This window comes from Larkinella humicola, assembly GCF_008727875.1.
GTDB lineage: Bacteria > Bacteroidota > Bacteroidia > Cytophagales > Spirosomataceae > Larkinella > Larkinella humicola.
In genome coordinates this window covers 611,793-627,767 of sequence record NZ_VTWS01000003.1, presented here as the reverse complement: position 1 = coordinate 627,767, position 15,975 = coordinate 611,793, and the positions used below count along the sequence as shown (strand labels likewise).

16 protein-coding genes are annotated in these 15,975 nt (G+C 51.5%); 5 read left to right on the top strand and 11 right to left on the bottom strand.

The window, feature by feature from the left end:
• Positions 1-89 precede the first annotated feature (89 nt).
• The 3 genes from F0P93_RS14705 to F0P93_RS14695 all read right to left on the bottom strand — a co-directional run bounded on the left by F0P93_RS14705 (position 90) and on the right by F0P93_RS14695 (position 4,192).
• Positions 90-1,388 (bottom strand): TolC family protein, encoded by a 1,299-nt coding sequence (locus tag F0P93_RS14705; protein ID WP_150877113.1) that lies wholly within the window; start codon positions 1,386-1,388, stop codon positions 90-92.
• A 142-nt stretch (positions 1,389-1,530) separates the two neighbouring features.
• Positions 1,531-3,105 carry a DHA2 family efflux MFS transporter permease subunit gene (locus tag F0P93_RS14700; RefSeq protein ID WP_150877111.1) on the bottom strand — a complete coding sequence of 525 codons (1,575 nt, stop codon included), beginning with the start codon at positions 3,103-3,105 and terminating at the stop codon, positions 1,531-1,533.
• Between the two features lies 1 nt (position 3,106).
• Positions 3,107-4,192 (bottom strand): HlyD family secretion protein, encoded by a 1,086-nt coding sequence (locus F0P93_RS14695; protein ID WP_150877109.1) that lies wholly within the window; start codon positions 4,190-4,192, stop codon positions 3,107-3,109.
• 233 nt (positions 4,193-4,425) lie between these two features.
• Between F0P93_RS14695 and F0P93_RS14690 the strand changes: the two genes are divergently transcribed.
• The gene (locus tag F0P93_RS14690; RefSeq protein ID WP_150877108.1) at positions 4,426-4,944 is read left to right on the top strand and encodes a MarR family winged helix-turn-helix transcriptional regulator; all 519 of its coding nucleotides are present in this window, start codon (positions 4,426-4,428) and stop codon (positions 4,942-4,944) included.
• Positions 4,945-5,021: 77 nt separating this feature from the next.
• Complete coding sequence (locus F0P93_RS14685; RefSeq protein ID WP_150877107.1) at positions 5,022-6,377, top strand: NAD-dependent succinate-semialdehyde dehydrogenase; 1,356 nt, start codon at positions 5,022-5,024, stop codon at positions 6,375-6,377.
• Between the two features lie 3 nt (positions 6,378-6,380).
• On the opposite strand, the gene F0P93_RS14680 is transcribed toward F0P93_RS14685, so the two are convergent.
• From F0P93_RS14680 to rpmG, 7 genes are all read right to left on the bottom strand, one after another.
• The gene (locus F0P93_RS14680; protein WP_150877106.1) at positions 6,381-8,333 is read right to left on the bottom strand and encodes a sensor histidine kinase; all 1,953 of its coding nucleotides are present in this window, start codon (positions 8,331-8,333) and stop codon (positions 6,381-6,383) included.
• Positions 8,334-8,403: 70 nt separating this feature from the next.
• Entirely contained in the window at positions 8,404-9,714 is a 1,311-nt protein-coding gene (rimO, locus tag F0P93_RS14675; protein WP_150877105.1) for a 30S ribosomal protein S12 methylthiotransferase RimO, read from the bottom strand.
• Positions 9,715-9,807: 93 nt separating this feature from the next.
• Entirely contained in the window at positions 9,808-10,449 is a 642-nt protein-coding gene (locus tag F0P93_RS14670; RefSeq protein WP_150877104.1) for a PH domain-containing protein, read from the bottom strand.
• Positions 10,450-10,454: 5 nt separating this feature from the next.
• Complete coding sequence (locus F0P93_RS14665; RefSeq protein ID WP_150877103.1) at positions 10,455-10,928, bottom strand: hypothetical protein; 474 nt, start codon at positions 10,926-10,928, stop codon at positions 10,455-10,457.
• Between the two features lie 196 nt (positions 10,929-11,124).
• A complete protein-coding gene (gene ftsY / locus F0P93_RS14660; RefSeq protein WP_150877102.1) occupies positions 11,125-12,084 on the bottom strand; it encodes a signal recognition particle-docking protein FtsY in 960 nt (319 codons plus the stop codon).
• A 141-nt stretch (positions 12,085-12,225) separates the two neighbouring features.
• Positions 12,226-12,381 (bottom strand): DUF4295 domain-containing protein, encoded by a 156-nt coding sequence (locus tag F0P93_RS14655; protein WP_111626371.1) that lies wholly within the window; start codon positions 12,379-12,381, stop codon positions 12,226-12,228.
• A gap of 33 nt (positions 12,382-12,414) precedes the next feature.
• Positions 12,415-12,597 (bottom strand): 50S ribosomal protein L33, encoded by a 183-nt coding sequence (rpmG, locus tag F0P93_RS14650; RefSeq protein ID WP_038121932.1) that lies wholly within the window; start codon positions 12,595-12,597, stop codon positions 12,415-12,417.
• A 69-nt stretch (positions 12,598-12,666) separates the two neighbouring features.
• Here rpmG and F0P93_RS14645 point away from each other — a divergent pair, with 69 nt between their 5' ends.
• The gene (locus F0P93_RS14645) at positions 12,667-12,858 is read left to right on the top strand and encodes a hypothetical protein (protein WP_150877101.1); all 192 of its coding nucleotides are present in this window, start codon (positions 12,667-12,669) and stop codon (positions 12,856-12,858) included.
• Complete coding sequence (locus tag F0P93_RS14640) at positions 12,855-14,090, top strand: NADH-quinone oxidoreductase subunit D (RefSeq protein WP_150877100.1); 1,236 nt, start codon at positions 12,855-12,857, stop codon at positions 14,088-14,090. The genes F0P93_RS14645 and F0P93_RS14640 overlap by 4 nt, the downstream gene beginning before the upstream one ends.
• Here the strand turns inward: F0P93_RS14640 and hpt are convergent.
• Positions 14,087-14,614, bottom strand: a complete 528-nt coding sequence (hpt, locus tag F0P93_RS14635; RefSeq protein WP_150877099.1) for a hypoxanthine phosphoribosyltransferase — start codon at positions 14,612-14,614, stop codon at positions 14,087-14,089. The genes F0P93_RS14640 and hpt overlap by 4 nt on opposite strands.
• A gap of 123 nt (positions 14,615-14,737) precedes the next feature.
• Between hpt and F0P93_RS14630 the strand changes: the two genes are divergently transcribed.
• Complete coding sequence (locus F0P93_RS14630) at positions 14,738-15,958, top strand: tetratricopeptide repeat protein (RefSeq protein WP_150877098.1); 1,221 nt, start codon at positions 14,738-14,740, stop codon at positions 15,956-15,958.
• The last annotated feature ends 17 nt before the right edge of the window (positions 15,959-15,975 follow it).

Sequence of the window (15,975 nt, the reverse complement as noted above, 5' to 3'; positions counted from 1 at the left end):
GAGCGGCTATTTGTGTACGTGGCCACGCTGAAAGAACCGTCTGTTTTCTTTTTTAGTTTGCCAGACAATCAACTTTTCGTTTCCGGTACCTATAAATTTTCGCCCAGCAATCGTTTGTACTCCAAATGATTGAGTAATAGTTGGTACTGATAGTTCAATCGGGCCAGTTCCGCTTCTTCCACACCGGTTTCTGCGCTCTGCAATTCAACGGGTGTAATGACGCCGGAGGTTAACCGGATCTGGGCAATTTCGAGCGCTTTCCGGGCCTGTAACACCTGCGTTTCCAGGTTCTGTAACCGTTGCTGGTTGCTCCGAATATCAGCATTCAATTGTTCCAGACTCTGCCGCAACTGGGCGTTGGCGTTCTCAACGGCATACCGGCTGGCGTCCAGATTCAGACGGGCGGCCTGGTTTTGCAAGCTGTATCGTTTGCCGGCATAAATCGGTATTGTCAGATTGACCCCGGCGGCTACGTTAAACCTCAGCGCGCCAATTTCCGGTAAATACCCGTTTTTGTACCCCGCTGAACCGTTAAAACTCAGGTTAGGCCGTCCACTGCGGTCGTTGGCCAACACATCGGTTTGGGCCGCCCTTACCCGGTCTTGCGCTAGTTGTACTTCTTTATTTGTTGATTGAGCCGTTTGCAGGCTTCCTTCCAGTGTGAATGGCTGAACCTGTGCATCGAACTGGACGGCAACAGGGCTGATGGCCGGATTTGGATCGCCGGTCAGATACGTCAATAACGCCCGTTGCCGCTCCAGATTGTTTTGCAGATCAATTTTTCGATTCTGGGCGGTTTTCAACCGAACCTGTTGCGTCAGCAAATCATACTGTAACGCTTCGCCATTCTGTAAGCGGTTGGCAAAAATCTGAATATTGCCTTGCGCAACTTTAATAACCGAATCCTGCACGACCATACTTTTTTCCAGAAAGCCGATGCCGTAATAAACCGCAGCCACCTGATAACCCAGGTTTTGCCGGGTCAGCTCCAGATTTCGGCGCAGCAACTGCACCTGATCGACGGCTTGTTTAATGCTGGCATCCGTCCGGCCAAAGTCGTACAGGGTTTGTCCGATGCCGATGTTCGCATTGACGTTGTGATTGGGCTGAAATTGAATCGTGGCGTCCTGGCCGTTAACCGGCAAAGTGGCCTTTGCGACAGGCGTAACATACTGATAAATACCGTTGCCGGTAATGTTGGGCTGGTAGGCCGAACGGGCAATGGCCACGTGTACCTCGCCCGCCCGGAGCTGTTGCTGCTGCTCTTTCAGACGCGGATAATTGGTGTTGGCCTGATTGATAAGCCCCCGCAAGTCGTCCGGAATCGACTGGGCTTCTGCAAGGTTTGTGATTAAGGCGGTAACTATGAATAGGCTTAACTTTTTCATTTTATTAGTGTGAGCAACTACCTGAAAATTAGTTTCTAACAGATTTCGAAACACCCCCAACCCCCTAAAGGGGGCTAAAACCTCTGTTTTGAAAGCCCCCTTTAGGGGGTTGGGGGTGTTTCGATTGGGGGGGGTGAGATGTTTAGTGGGCAGCATCGGCTGCGGCTTTGGCGGCTGCGGGGTCCATTTTTTTGTTCTGCATCAGAAACAGCAGCGGAAGGGTCACCACGAAAAAGAGCCCGGCGAGTCGGAACGTGTCCAGATACGAAACCATCAGGGCCTGTTTGGAAATCAGCGCATCCATGTTTCGGTAGGCTGCTGTAACGGAGTCGAATGCATTCATGCCCCGGGATGCCAGGCTCTGGGCCATCGCATTCAACCGGTCGGTGGTCAACGCATCACCGGGTTGCAGGTTCGAAACCAGATCGTTGCGGTGGACGGCACTGCGCTGGGCGATGTACGTGTTGGTGATCGCAACCCCGAAGGCTCCGCCCAATTGCCTCACCATGTTGGTGAAGGCAATACCGGTCGGCAGTTCAGACGGTTTTAAGGTCGAAATCGACTGGTTGATCAACGGCGCATTGATCATCGCCAAACCGGCCCCGCGTACCAGCAATGCCCACGTAAAATCGCGCTCGCTGGCGTCTGCGTTGAGGTTCGACATCATGTAGCAGAAAAGAATGAACGCCAGATAGCCGAGAATGGCGAAAATGCGGGGAGAAACGCCAGCCGCCATCGATCGCCCGACCACCGGGAACATGATCAACGCCACCGCTCCGCCAGGAATCAGGATGTTCCCGGTTTTGGTTGCCGTATACCCGACAATCCGCTGGGCAAACAGGGGAAACAGCAAAATTGAGGTGAACAAACCGTAGCCGATGATGAACACCAGCACCGAACCGACGGCCAGATTGCGGTTTTTCACCACCCGTAAATCCATCACCGGACTCTTGGTTTTCAATTCCCACCACAGAAACAGCGGAATGGAAATGATGGCTACGATGGTCAGGTACAGAATGGCGCGGTCGTCGAACCAGTCGTCGGCCTCGCCCCGTTCCAGCACATACTGCAAACTCCCGACGCCCACGGCCAGCAACAGAATCCCGATCTGGTCGATCTTGATCGTACTGCGATCGATGCTGTATTCGGACGGCTGTTTGTCGATAAAGGTCGAACACAGAAAAACCGCCAGAATCCCGATCGGAACGTTGATGAAAAACATCCAGCTCCAGTGGTAATTGTCGATGATGTAGCCGCCCAGGGTAGGCCCTAGGGTAGGACCCATCACAATACCCATCCCGAAAAGAGCCGAGGCAATGGCGCGTTGCGAGGGCGGAAACGCGTCGTACATAATGCCCTGCGAGGTCGAGAGCAATGCGCCCCCGCCGATTCCCTGCAAAAAACGGAATGCCACCAGCGTCCACAGATTGTCGGCAATCCCGCAGAAATAGGACGCAATCGTAAAGAGAATGATGGAACCGATGTAGTAGGTTTTCCGGCCAAAATAGTTCTGGAGAAAACCGGTCATCGGAATGATGATCACGTTGGCAATCGCGTAGGCCGTGACAACCCACGAAATGTCTTCAATCGTGACGCCGAGATTGCCCGCCATCTGGGTGATCCCGACGTTGACAATCGACGTATCGATCAGCTCCAGAATGGCTGCTGATACGGTTGTGATGACGATAATCCACTTTTTGAATCCTGCTGATGCCATCTTATTGCACTTTCACGGCTACGTCCGTACTCAAACCCGCGCGTAGCAGATCTTTGTATTTCGCCGGATTTTCGATTTCAATTTTCACCGGAACCCGTTGCGTTACTTTTACAAAGTTGCCGGAGGCATTGTCGGCGGGCAGCAGGGCAAATTTGGCCCCGGTCGCTTCCGAGAGCGAAACGACTTTGCCTTTGACTTCCAGATCCGGGTACGCATCGATCTTCACGTCGACCGGTTGCCCGACGCGCATGTGTTGCAGTTGCGTTTCCTTAAAATTGGCCACCACCCAGAACGTCGAATCGTTGACGATGGTGAACAGGTTCTGGCCAGGCTGCACATACTGACCAACCACCACGTTTTTCTTGCCGATCTTACCGGCGATAGGAGCGGTAATTTTGGCGTAGCCCAACCGGAGTTTGGCGTTGTCGATGGCGGCCTGTTTCACTTTCAGCAGCGCCTGCGCTTTCAGAATGTTGGCCTGAGCCTTTGCAATGGAGGCCTGCGCAACGGCTTCGGAGGTTTTGGCCAGCCCGATCTGCTGCACGTTGGCGTCGAATTGCCGGGCCTGAACCTCGGAGTTGTTGCGGCTGTCTTCCAGTTGCTTTTGCGTCAGCGACTGGCCTTTGTACAGATTTTCGTCGCGTTTGAGGTCGTTGGCGGCTTTCGAGACGCGCAGTGATTGCACATTGGCATTCGACTGGGTGACTTTCAGATTTTGCTGCACATTACGGAAACTGGCCTGGGCATTTTGCAAATCGGCCCGGGCGGTTTGAATATCGGCCAGCGTTTGCTGGTAATCAGCCTCCGCCTGTTGCAGCGCCACTTCATATTCCTGCGGGTCGACGGTGATCAGCTCCTGACCGCGCCGGACGGCGGCATAATCTTCAATGCCAACCTGTTGCACATACCCGGCAACCCGCGCCAGAACCGGAGCCGTGTTGCCCTCAATTTGGGCGTTATCGGTCGTTTCGTACTGTTGATTATAGCGATACGATTGAAAACCGTAGAAAGCAGCCGCCACCACAACGACCAACACGAGCAGACGGGGGAGATACTTTTTTACGGGTGTGGTTTGTTCTGTTGCCATTTTTAGGAAAAGTTATACGAATCTTGTTTTAGTAAACCTGGTTGACTAGTTTTGGGCAAAAGTAGAAGAAGTTTTGAGAATAGTCAACTTAATTGACTAGTTGTTTTCGTACTTTAACAGGATTTTAATAGCAGGCAACGGAGCCTCGCGAACGACCGTTTACGCAGTCGATGCTCCTCACCTTGTGAAAAGTTTGTAACTTGTCGGCTCTGTAACGACGCAAAGGAAGACGTATGAATACCGAAGCGGTGGCGGTTGAAAAACCGTTTGATTTTCAGTTTTTTTACAAAGTGCGTGAGCGGACGTTAGGCCGGGTCATGTCGAAAATGAAGCGGTTTATAGGCCGGTATATTGAGCAACGGCTTCCTGAGCTGGGTTTTCCGGATTTCAAAGCGAGTTACATTGCCTTTCTGGCCAATCTGGAGGAGGATGGCATTACAAACAATGAGCTGGCAAGACGGGCGGGCGTTACCAAACAGGCGATGAGCAAGGTCGTCAAATTGCTGGAAGACGACGGCTATATTTATACGGTGAAAAACGAGCGTGATTCGCGTTCCAGCCAGATTTTTATCAACGAACGCGGCAAGCAGTTGATGGTAGCGGTTTTCAACTGCATGGAGGAGATTCGGGCGAAATTCGAGGTTATTGCCGGTCGCGAACGGGTCGAGCAAATGATCGATACGATGGTGATGCTGGTGCGGGAAATCGAGAACGATACCGGCCCCTTATCGGGGATTCACTGCGTTCAATAACGATTGATGCTGAAATTTCACCCTAACTGGTCAGTCGGTTAGGGTGTTTTTTTGTTTAGGAATAAAAACCACAGGCCATGAACTTTACATCCGTCAACCCCTATACCCAGAAAAAAATCAAGTCCTATCCGGCCCTGAGTGCACAGTCGCTCGACCAGAAAATCAAACAGGCGGATCGCGCATTTACGGGTTGGTCGGCCCTTTCGCTGGAAGAACGTCTGGCCTATTTTAGGAAAGTAGCGGCTTATCTGCGTCAGGAAAAACAGCGCTATGGGGCGTTAATGACGGCTGAAATGGGCAAAACGCTCAAGGAGGCCGTGGCCGAAGTGGAAAAATGCGCCGTTGGCTGCGATTATTACGTCGAACACGCGCCCCGGTTTCTGGCCGATCTGACGATCAGGACAGAAGCTAAAAAGAGTTTTGTGGCCTATGAACCGCTGGGCGCGGTGCTGGCCGTGATGCCCTGGAATTTTCCGTTCTGGCAGGTTTTCCGGTTTGCCATTCCGTCGCTGCTGGCGGGCAACGTCGGCTTGCTGAAACATGCCGCCAACGTCAGCGGCTGTTCACTGGCGATTGAGGAAATCTTCCGGGCCTGCGACTTTCCGACCGGCACGTTTCAGTCGCTGCTCATCGAATCGAAAACCGTCGAAACCGTTCTGAAAGACCCGCGCGTGAAAGCCGTTACGTTGACTGGCAGCGAAAAAGCCGGGATGTCGGTGGCGTCAATTGCCGGTAGCCAGGTCAAAAAATCGGTGCTGGAACTGGGCGGCAGCGACGCCCTGATTGTACTGGCCGATGCCGATCTGGAAAAAGCCGCCCAAACCGCCGTGCAGTCGCGGATGCAGAACGCCGGACAAAGTTGCATTGCCGCCAAGCGGTTTATCGTCGAAAAATCGGTTAAAAAAGAATTTACAGAACGGGTTCTCAGTCATATTCAAGCCATTCAGCAGGGCGATCCGACCCTGGAAACCACGACTATGGGGCCGGTAGCACGGGTCGATCTGGCCGAAACCATTGAAAGCCAGTGCGCGGAAACCGTTCGGCAGGGTGCCCGGATTTTGCATAGCGGAAACCGGGAAGGCTGCAATGTGCAACCGATTTTGCTCGATAAAGTAAAACCGGGTATGACGGCTTTCGATCAGGAAACGTTTGGACCGCTGGCCGTTATCGTTGAAGCCAAAGACGAACAGGATGCGGTGAAGCTCGCGAATCAATCCAACTACGGCCTGGGATCTGCGCTCTGGACGCGGGATCTGGAGCGGGCTGATCGGCTGGCGCGGCAGATTCAGGCCGGGTCGGTGTTTGTCAATTCGCTGATGCGTTCCGACCCTAGGGTGCCGTTTGGCGGGGTGAAATTGTCGGGATTTGGCCGGGAGTTGGCGGAAGTCGGGATGAAAGAATTCCTGAATATCAAAACCGTCTGGATGGAATAACGATCAGACCGCCACTTCCACGACCGTGCCACGATCGGAGTAAATCCGGAACTGACCGCCCAACTCCTCAGCACGTTTTTTCATGTTTTGTAAGCCGTAATGGTTGTCGAGCGATTCGTCCTGATTCCAGGCCAAACCGTTGCCGTTATCGCTGACACTCAGTTGGAAAGAACCGTCGGGTTTGGCGAGCAGCAAAACCGTCACTTCCGTCGCGTGGGCGTGTTTGACCACGTTGTGTAAGGCTTCCTGCATGATTCGGAACATGTTCAGGGCCTGAACCGAGGTCAGCGGCTGGGCGAGTTCACCTTCGGTATGGATCGTAATCTGCAGCGGGTCCAGTTGCTGAAAATACCGGCTGACGTAGTGGTTGATCCGCTCCTCAAATTCTTCCAGCGTAAAACTTTCCTGGTGGATAGCCCAGATGGTATCGCGGAGCATCTTGATGGCTTCGCGCGTGTAATCGACGACAGAACGGAGCTGCGACGACAACGGCCGGGTGTTGGCGACCGGCTGTTTTTCGGCCTGACGAGCGATTTGCTGCAAACTGTTGACAATAAACGACAATTGCGCGCCTACGTTGTCGTGCAAGTCGCGGGCAATGCGCTCTTTTTCCTGTAAGGATTCATTTCTGAGCTGAAGCCCCTGCACGTGCGCTTCAAACGCCAGCCGTTGCTGCTGGGTGCGTTCTTCGCTGAGTCGTTCGTTGTGGTCTCGAATGAGTTTATACCGGTACGCCAGCCCGAAAGTCAGCACCATCACTTCAAACAAAGCTGCCAGGGCGAAATTCTCGTAGCTTTCCAGAAACGCGTAGGTCGGAAACAACTTGAGATTGCACAGAATTACCAGAAAATTGAGGGCATAAAACGGGCTGACGGCCACCAGATAGAGCCAGGCTTCCTGCACGCGATACCCCCGGATGAGGTTGATAACGATGAAAGCCCAGATCAACGGCATCGGCAGCCAGTAAAAAACAATGAAAAGTCGCATCACCATCAACTCGACCAGGGGCGGAACGTAGGTGATCCATTCGACCAGCAGGGACGTCAAACAGAAGACGCCACCCACCAGAGCCACCGTTGCTACGCGATGCCACAGGCGGCTGGGGGTTTTTTCCAGCGACAAAAACGACCGCACGAACAGCAGTTGGAAGAAAAAGAGCAGCAAAGGAAACACGAAATAGATGTTTCGGTTGGGCATTCGGAACTGGCTGTCGAAATAGAACTGGTATAAAAAACCGTCGTTGATGAAAAAGTAGCCCGCCAAGCCAATCACGCAGAGAATATACTTCGCATAAATCCGGTCGAATGTCGTCAGATAGAAGAAAAAACTGATGGCGATGACGAAGAGAAATACCGCAAAAATACCACCCCAGAACGCGTAATCGCCCAAAATGAAGGTGTCGAGCCCTCCCTGTGGCCGAATGGTGATCGGAACGACCTGGACGCCCCGGCTTTTGAACGACCGAACGTAACAAGTGACTTCCATCCCGGCGGGCAGGGTGAACGGAAACCAGTAATTCCGGTGGTAAACCATTTTCTGTGTAACGGGCGTTTTCCAGCCGTATACAGGGGAGGTATAAACGACCTTCTGCCCGTTGGTAATAAACAGTTGCAGGTCGTCGAAGGCCCAGAAATCGATTTCGCAAAACAGCGCCTGAATTTGATCGGATGTGTTTTTCAGCCGGAAGCGCACCCAGACCGGGTGTGAAAACTGGTTGCCGCTGCTGTAGCCAAAATTCGGAATGGGCGACGAACTGGGCTGAAACGCTGCGGCCATTTCCGGTCGCACAACCTGATCGATGGTCAACCGATGAGCCGTATCCTGAACGAACCAGAGATCGTGATCGATAACCAGGGTTTGATTACCGGATGAAACGGGTATGACGGGTTGGTCTGCCCGGACAAAAACCGGAGAGAATAGACCAAGAAAAACAACAAGCCGGTAAAGAGGAGCCATACCGTCGGGAAGGTTCGGACCCAAATATACTGAAAAACCGGCTTGGTTGAGAGGGAGTTAGCGGTTTTTGTTATTCGGTTACGACGCCGTATACGTCGAACTCATGGGCTTCTGTAATGCGGACTCTGGCAAAATCGCCCTGCCGGACATATTGCCCTGCCGGAACAAGCACCTCGTTATCGACTTCGGGTGAGTCAAACTCCGTCCGGCCAATGAAAAAACCGCCTTCTTTCCGGTCAAAAAGCACCTTATAGGTGTTACCGAGTTTGGCCTGATTCAATTCCGACGAAATACCCTGTTGCAGATCCATGATGGCGTCGGCGCGCTCCTGCTTGATGTCGGCCGGCACGTCGTCGGGCATCGTGTAGGAATGCGTGTTGTCTTCGTGGGAATACGTAAAAGCACCCAGCCGGTCGAACCGCATCCGTTCGACAAAATCGTACGTTTCGTCAAACATCGCTTCGGTTTCGCCGGGATGGCCGACAATCAACGTGGTCCGGAGCGCAATACCGGGTACTTTTTCGCGAATGGTGTCGATCAGGGCTTCGGTTTTCTCGCGGGTAATGCCCCGGCGCATGGATTTCAGGAGTTCGGTCGAGCCGGTTTGCAGCGGCATGTCGAGGTAGTTACAAACGTTCGACCGCTCACGCATCACATCGAGCACATCCATCGGAAAACCGGAGGGATAAGCGTACTGCAAGCGAATCCATTCAATGCCTTCGACGTCGGCCAGGCGATTGATGAGGTCGGCCAACGTGCGTTTTTTATAAATATCCAGCCCGTAGTAGGTCAAATCCTGGGCAATCAGAATCAATTCTTTGGTGCCGCGCCGGGCCAGCGACTGCGCTTCCTTGATCAATTCTTCCGCCGGACGCGAAACATGGTGTCCGCGCATGAGCGGAATGGCACAAAACGAGCAGGGGCGGTCGCAACCTTCGGCAATTTTCAGGTACGCATAATGGGCGGGGGTCGTCAAAAGCCGTTCGCCCACGAGCTCGTGTTTGTAATCGGCTTTCAGCGTTTTCAGCAATCGGGGCAGTTCATTGGTGCCAAACCACGCATCGACGGTCGGCATTTCAATCTCCAGTTCGTCTTTGTAGCGATGTGACAAACAGCCGGTTACGTATACTTTGTCGACCACGCCGGCGTCTTTGGCATCCACATATCGCAGAATGGTGTTGATCGATTCTTCCTTTGCATTGTCGATAAAACCGCAGGTATTGATGACCACAATGTTGGCATCGTCTTTCTTCGATTCGTGCGAAACGTTGTAGCCGTTGCCTTTCAGTTGCGTAAACAATACTTCCGAATCCACCAGGTTTTTCGAACAACCCAGCGTGACGATATTGATTTTATTCGTGCGTAATCCTTTTGTTTTCAAAGTAGTAGAATGCTAAGTACCCAGAGCGGTGACCGTTCTGGCACAACACCGGTATTTTGGGCAAAGTTCGGAAAAGTACAATTCAGGAGAAAGTTATGGGGCAACAATCCACGGAATTTTATGCGGGACATACTGAATCGGAACGGTTTTGAAATAGGCTTCAAGCGCAAATTCGAGGTAGCTTTTGTTTAGATTGAGGTAAACCGCATGGCCGTTCTTCAATTTGAAAATCAGATAACTGTAGCCAGCGACCATTTTGCTGGACTTTAGACCGGACCCGTGTTTTTCAATTTCCTGCACATCATCGGCCGAAAATCGGATTATTTCCTCCGCCGTATCGATTGTCAGGCTTTTATCTGCTGGGTCAAGCGTAACGGTTTTGTTTCGGGTGATGAGCCAATATTGCCAATCCGGCTTAAAAACAGAAGCAATCAACCACAGAGTATAAAGACAAGTCGCAAACAATCCTAAACTGACCATCCAGTGCCAAAAGGTCTTGGAGGCTGGCATAAATAGAAATACATTCGCATACAGCATGGAGACCATGAGCAAGGTAATCACCACATTTAGAATGTAATCAAAGCGCGTAAAGTATTCCCAGTCTTCGATTTTGTAACTAACGACAATCACCAGTGGGGATTCGTCGCCGATGGTTCTGGCGGTGTAGCGGAGCAACTTGTAGATGACCCAGGCGAAGGGAGCCAGCACCGAAACCGTAATCAAAAAAGCGTTCATGACGGTTAAAATACCGCCTGATACGAAATATCAAATGCGATTGTTGACCGGCGGTTTTTCGCCACCGTTACCGGAAAAATGTTGTTTTGGCCGTCGGAGAGGTTGGCATACAAGCCTTTTTCTTCCTGCACAAAAACGGAATAACTACCGGCGGGCAGACTGATACAAAATTTTCCGTCTTGATCAGATTTTACTTTTTTAATGAGCCGGGTGTTGATTTTGGAGTAAAAACCGTCGTCGGTAGCTTCCGTCTGGTCAATTTTCGTCAATTCATAAATCAAAACCTCCCGAACGACGGGATGGCCTTTGGGCATCGGTCGGTCGGGGCCGGGCATGTGGTTGCCGGATTTGAAAAGAACCGTTCCGCAAATGCCCTGAAATGACGTGCTGGTCTGGCTGGGTTTGCAGGCGATGAAAAGGGTGAATGCCAGCAGGAGCAAAGATGGTTTCAGAATGGCTGAAAGACGGTTTTTAAGCATAATGCGAACGACCCTATTTTCGGCCCTGTTAGGGGACAGATGTTTGTAGCAAAACGGTAGTCTGAGCAGATTCGCGTGCCAGCGGTACGCAATATGGGTAAAAGTTGCGCACCGTTGGCACGCTGAGGAGTGGCTAGATTGGCCGTTTCTACAAACATTACGTGCCACTGGCACCCAACGAATAGGTGTTAACCACTCAAATTTTCTTAAAAAACGAATCCACGAACTCCATCTTGTGGAACGTCTGCAAATCTTCGATTTTTTCGCCGACGCCGATGTATTTAACCGGAATCTTGAATTGATCCGAAATGCCGATCACCACACCGCCTTTGGCTGTTCCATCTAACTTTGTGATGGCCAGGGCCGTCACATCCGTCGCTTTGGTAAACTCCGTCGCCTGAATAAAGGCGTTCTGGCCGGTCGACCCGTCGAGCACCAGCAACACTTCGTGGGGCGCTTCGGGCAGGAATTTCTGCACCACCCGCTTGATTTTCGATAACTCGTTCATCAAGTTCACCTTTGTGTGCAGACGGCCCGCCGTATCGATAATCACCACATCGGCGTTCATGTCCACGGCTTTTTTGACGGCGTCAAAAGCCACGGCCGACGGGTCGGTGTTCATGCCGTGTTCAATCACCGGCACGCCGACGCGTTGGCCCCACAGTTTTAACTGCGTAACAGCGGCCGCCCGGAAGGTATCGCCCGCGCCCAATACCACCTTGTAGCCGCGCTTGTGAAACTGCGAGGCCAGTTTGCCGATGGTAGTGGTTTTACCGACGCCATTGACGCCGACGACCATGATCACATACGGTTTTTTATCGGCAGGCAACGAAAAATCATCGTCCACATCGTCGGATTTGTTTTCGGCCAGCAAGGCGGCAATTTCCTCCCGCAGAATGCTATCGAGTTCACTGGTGCTGACGTATTTATCCCGGGCAACGCGGTCTTCAATGCGCCGGATGATTTTCACCGTGGTGCCAACGCCCACATCCGAGGTAATCAGGACTTCTTCCAGTTCGTCCAGAACCTCCTCATCCACCGTCGATTTGCCGACGACGGCGCGGTTGAGTTTCGAGAAAAAACTTTCTTTGGACTTCTCCAGTCCTTTATCGAGTGATTCTTTTTTTTCCTTCGAGAAAAAATCAAACAGACCCATTTCGTTGTCGTTAGAACTTTTGATGGCAGACCACAGACGGCGATTCGTACGTATACAGCTTCGTATCTGTTTTGTCGAACAAAGATACAAACAAAAAAGTCCCACAAAGGGGACTTTCGATGTACCATAAAACCGGAAGAACTAGCCTTTCAATGCGGCTTGTACTTCTTCCAGCGGGACCATTTCTTCTCTAAAGGTGTAGGCACCGGTTTTCGGTGACTTCACGGCTTTGATAATCTTCGCGAAGTTCTTACCGCCACCTTCCTTCTTCAGGGTTGCAACAACTTTCTTTGCCATCTTGGATCGTCGGGAACAGTCCCGCGGTTACAATTATTTAATTTCTTTGTGTACGGTTACGCGCTTCAAGTTCGGATTGTACTTTTTCAGTTCGATCCGGCTTGGCGTATTCTTACGGTTTTTGGTGGTGATGTAGCGTGAAGTACCCGGTACATTCGTATCCTTCTGCTCCGTACACTCCAAAATCACCTGAATTCTATTGCCTTTCTTAGCCATTGCTGTAAATATTTTCTCAAACAGGAACGCAAAGGTAAGATAAAGTCTTAAAAACCACAATGGTTGGTTGTGAAAAAAGCACTTAAAACTTGGTTTATGGTTTACGGTTTTCAGTTTTCGGTGGCTGACGCATGCTTTTCAACGATTTTTACAGCGCGTCAGTCCCGGCGGGGAACCGCACCGAAAACTGAAGACCGTAAACCGAAAACCCTGCCGGGTTTGACTTTTGACCGTCTCCTGCCGACCTTTGACGGACGATGACCACACAAACCATCCAATACGACTACCAGCCCGGCGTGTTTCAGGCTTCCGAGCCCAATAAATATACGCTCGATGAACTCGGCTCCGGCGAGATGATTCTGAACATGGGGCCGCAACACCCCTCGACGCACGGTGTTCTGCGGTTGGAAATCGTCACCGATGGCGAGATCATTGTCGATGTGGTGCCGCATTTGGGCTATCTGCACCGCTGTTTCGAGAAACACGCCGAAGCCTTGCCGTATAACCAGATTCTTCCCTTTGTCGACCGGCTGGATTACATGGCCGCCATGAACAGCGAACACGTCTTTTGCATGGGCGTGGAACGGATGCTGGGCATCGATAAAGAACTGTTAACGACGCCCAACGGCCGCCGGATCGAATACATCCGGGTGCTGGTTTCGGAACTAAACCGGCTGGCGTCGCACTTCGTGGCCATCGGAACCTACGCGCTGGACATCGGTGCCTACACGCCGTTTCTGTGGATGATGCGGGACCGCGAACACCTTCAGCGGCTTTTGGAATGGGTTAGTGGAGCGCGGATGCTGTATAATTACATCTGGATTGGCGGTTTATACTACGATTTGCCGGTTGGTTTTGAAGAACGGTGTCAGGAGTTTCTGACCTATTTGAAACCGAAACTGGTGGAATTGCAGCAACTGGTGATCGAAAACAAGATTTTCGTGAAACGAACCGCCAATGTGGGCGTTCTTCCGTTGCCGGTGGCAATCAATTACGGCTGTTCGGGGCCGGTTTTGCGGGCGTCGGGTTTGCGCTACGATCTGCGTCGGGTTGATGCCTATTCCGTGTATCCTGAACTGGAATTTGCTATTCCGATTGGCGAAGGAACCGTCGGGACGCTCGGCGACTGCTGGGATCGGAATTATGTGCGGGTGCTGGAATGCTGGGAGTCGGTGAAAATTGCCGAGCAATGCCTGGCGCGGCTGACGGGCGATCTGAAACGCACCCGGGATTTTGATCCGCAGGCGATGGCGCCCAAAAAAATCCGTCCCAAAGCACAGGAATTCTACATCCGGGGCGAAATTCCGAAGGGTGAACTGGGTTTCTACTTCCGGGCCGACGGCCGGGCCGATATGCCCTTCCGGTGTCGGGCGCGGTCATGTTCGTACCACAACCTGTCGGTCATCAGCGAAATTTCCAAAGGTGCCATGATGGCCGATTTAGTCGCCATTATCGGCTCAATCGATGTCGTAATGGGTGAAGTAGACCGTTAGGCCAATACAAAGATTTCCTGCGTATTACGGCCAAAACCGTCGTAATCCAGCCCGTAGCCGACGACAAACTGGTTTTGAATCTCGAAACCGACGTATTTAATGGCGACATCGATCTGCAAGGATTCCGGTTTGAATAGCATCGTGGCGATTTCCAGGGATGCGGGTTGCTGCTCCAGCAACTGCTGGGATACCTGCTGAATGGTGAGACCGGTATCGATAATGTCCTCAATCAGAATAAGATCCTGACCCGCCAGCGATTCGCTCAGACCCAGGATGTGTTTGACAACACCCGACGAAGCGGTCTGCTGGTAGGAACTGACCCGAATGAAAGTAACCCGGCACGGAACGGTCAAATGCGTCATCAGTTCAGCCGCGAAGATAAAAGCACCGTTTAGTACCACCACCAGCATGGGCTCCCGGTCCCGGTAATCCTGATTAATCTGTTCGGCCAACTGAACAATGCGGTTTTTCAGCGTGTTTTGATCAATAAACGGAACGAAACTCTTGTCTTTGATAGTCAGCATAGGATACCCGTTGACGCGAAACTCAAAGGTAAGGCATCGAAAGGGTTCGTAAAAACTTTTGGTGGCGTAAACTGGAAATTCAAAAACTTCGTTGATTGAAGACGATACCAGTGTCCCTTAAAAATGAAAAAAAACCTTCTGATTCTAATCGGCTTGTTTCTGACCTTAACGGCTCGCGCTCAGGTCTATTCACTGGCTGAATTTGACAAAAAATACGATATGCTGATGAAGCACCCCGGCGTTCAGATCGAGTCGGCGGAGGCTATCAATAACTTGTATAATTACAAATTTTACGAAGCGGACAAAGAGTTTCGTTGGCTAAAAATGAGGTATCCCGACCACCCGATGCCGTACTTTCTGATGGCCCTTGCCGAGTGGTGGAAAATTGTTCCGAACACCGAGAATACGGACTTCGACGACAAATGCATCGCCTATTTGGATACGACCATCACGAAGGCGGAGAAGATGTATGACGATAAGGAGAATAAAGTAGAACCCGCGTTTTTCCTGGCGGCTGGCTACGGTTTTAAAGGGCGGTTGTATTCGGAGCGCAAGAAATGGGCAAAGGCCACCTGGGCCGGGAAAAACGCCCTGAAATATTTCGAAAAGTGCAAAGGCAACGGTGATTTGACGCCCGAACTGCTGTTTGGCGACGGTTTGTTCAATTATTACGCCCAGTGGATTCCGAAAAATTACCCGGCTTTGAAACCGATTCTGATGTTTTTCCCGAAAGGCAATAAGGCGGAAGGCATTCAGCAATTGGAAAAAACTGCCAACAACGCTTTTTACACCCGAACCGAGGCCCGGTATTTCCTGCTCCAGATCTACAGCATGGAGAACCAGTATGAAAAGGCATATGATCTGGCCAAATACATGTGGCAACAGTATCCCGACAATCCGTATTTTGAGCGGTATTATGCCCGGACGGCTTTTGTGCGCGGATACAGCAACGAAGCGGCTGCCGCTTCCAACAGCATTTTGAGCAAAATCGAGCGGGGGATGGACGGTTATGAAGGGGTTGGCGGTCGAACGGCGGCTTATATTCTGGCGTATAACAACCAGCATTATACCCGCGATTTAGCGAAAGCGAAGCAGTATTACCTGAAAACCATCGAGTTTGCCAAGCAGACCAACTCCTACGATGCGGCCTATTACTGGGCGTCGGTGTTGAGTCTGGGAAAAATTGCGGCTGCGGAAAAAAACTACGATCAGGCGCAAACCTATTACAAGGAAGTCATCGACAAAGCCGACCGCAAATCCAGCCAGCATAAAGAAGCGAAGGATGGTCTACAGGAACTCAAGAAACTGCGGAGAGACGAGCGGAGGAAAGCGAGGAAAAGTTAAGAGTTATGAGTTAAGAA

Coding starts and splice junctions, on each gene's coding strand:
- F0P93_RS14640 (WP_150877100.1), top strand. CDS start 12,855: ATGACCACACAAACCATCCAATACGACTACCAGCCCGGCGTGTTTCAG.
- F0P93_RS14665 (WP_150877103.1), bottom strand. CDS start 10,928: ATGCTTAAAAACCGTCTTTCAGCCATTCTGAAACCATCTTTGCTCCTG.
- F0P93_RS14655 (WP_111626371.1), bottom strand. CDS start 12,381: ATGGCAAAGAAAGTTGTTGCAACCCTGAAGAAGGAAGGTGGCGGTAAG.
- hpt (WP_150877099.1), bottom strand. CDS start 14,614: ATGCTGACTATCAAAGACAAGAGTTTCGTTCCGTTTATTGATCAAAAC.
- F0P93_RS14670 (WP_150877104.1), bottom strand. CDS start 10,449: ATGAACGCTTTTTTGATTACGGTTTCGGTGCTGGCTCCCTTCGCCTGG.
- ftsY (WP_150877102.1), bottom strand. CDS start 12,084: ATGGGTCTGTTTGATTTTTTCTCGAAGGAAAAAAAAGAATCACTCGAT.
- F0P93_RS14630 (WP_150877098.1), top strand. CDS start 14,738: ATGAAAAAAAACCTTCTGATTCTAATCGGCTTGTTTCTGACCTTAACG.
- F0P93_RS14695 (WP_150877109.1), bottom strand. CDS start 4,192: ATGGCAACAGAACAAACCACACCCGTAAAAAAGTATCTCCCCCGTCTG.
- F0P93_RS14685 (WP_150877107.1), top strand. CDS start 5,022: ATGAACTTTACATCCGTCAACCCCTATACCCAGAAAAAAATCAAGTCC.
- F0P93_RS14690 (WP_150877108.1), top strand. CDS start 4,426: ATGAATACCGAAGCGGTGGCGGTTGAAAAACCGTTTGATTTTCAGTTT.
- F0P93_RS14680 (WP_150877106.1), bottom strand. CDS start 8,333: ATGGCTCCTCTTTACCGGCTTGTTGTTTTTCTTGGTCTATTCTCTCCG.
- F0P93_RS14705 (WP_150877113.1), bottom strand. CDS start 1,388: ATGAAAAAGTTAAGCCTATTCATAGTTACCGCCTTAATCACAAACCTT.
- rpmG (WP_038121932.1), bottom strand. CDS start 12,597: ATGGCTAAGAAAGGCAATAGAATTCAGGTGATTTTGGAGTGTACGGAG.
- F0P93_RS14700 (WP_150877111.1), bottom strand. CDS start 3,105: ATGGCATCAGCAGGATTCAAAAAGTGGATTATCGTCATCACAACCGTA.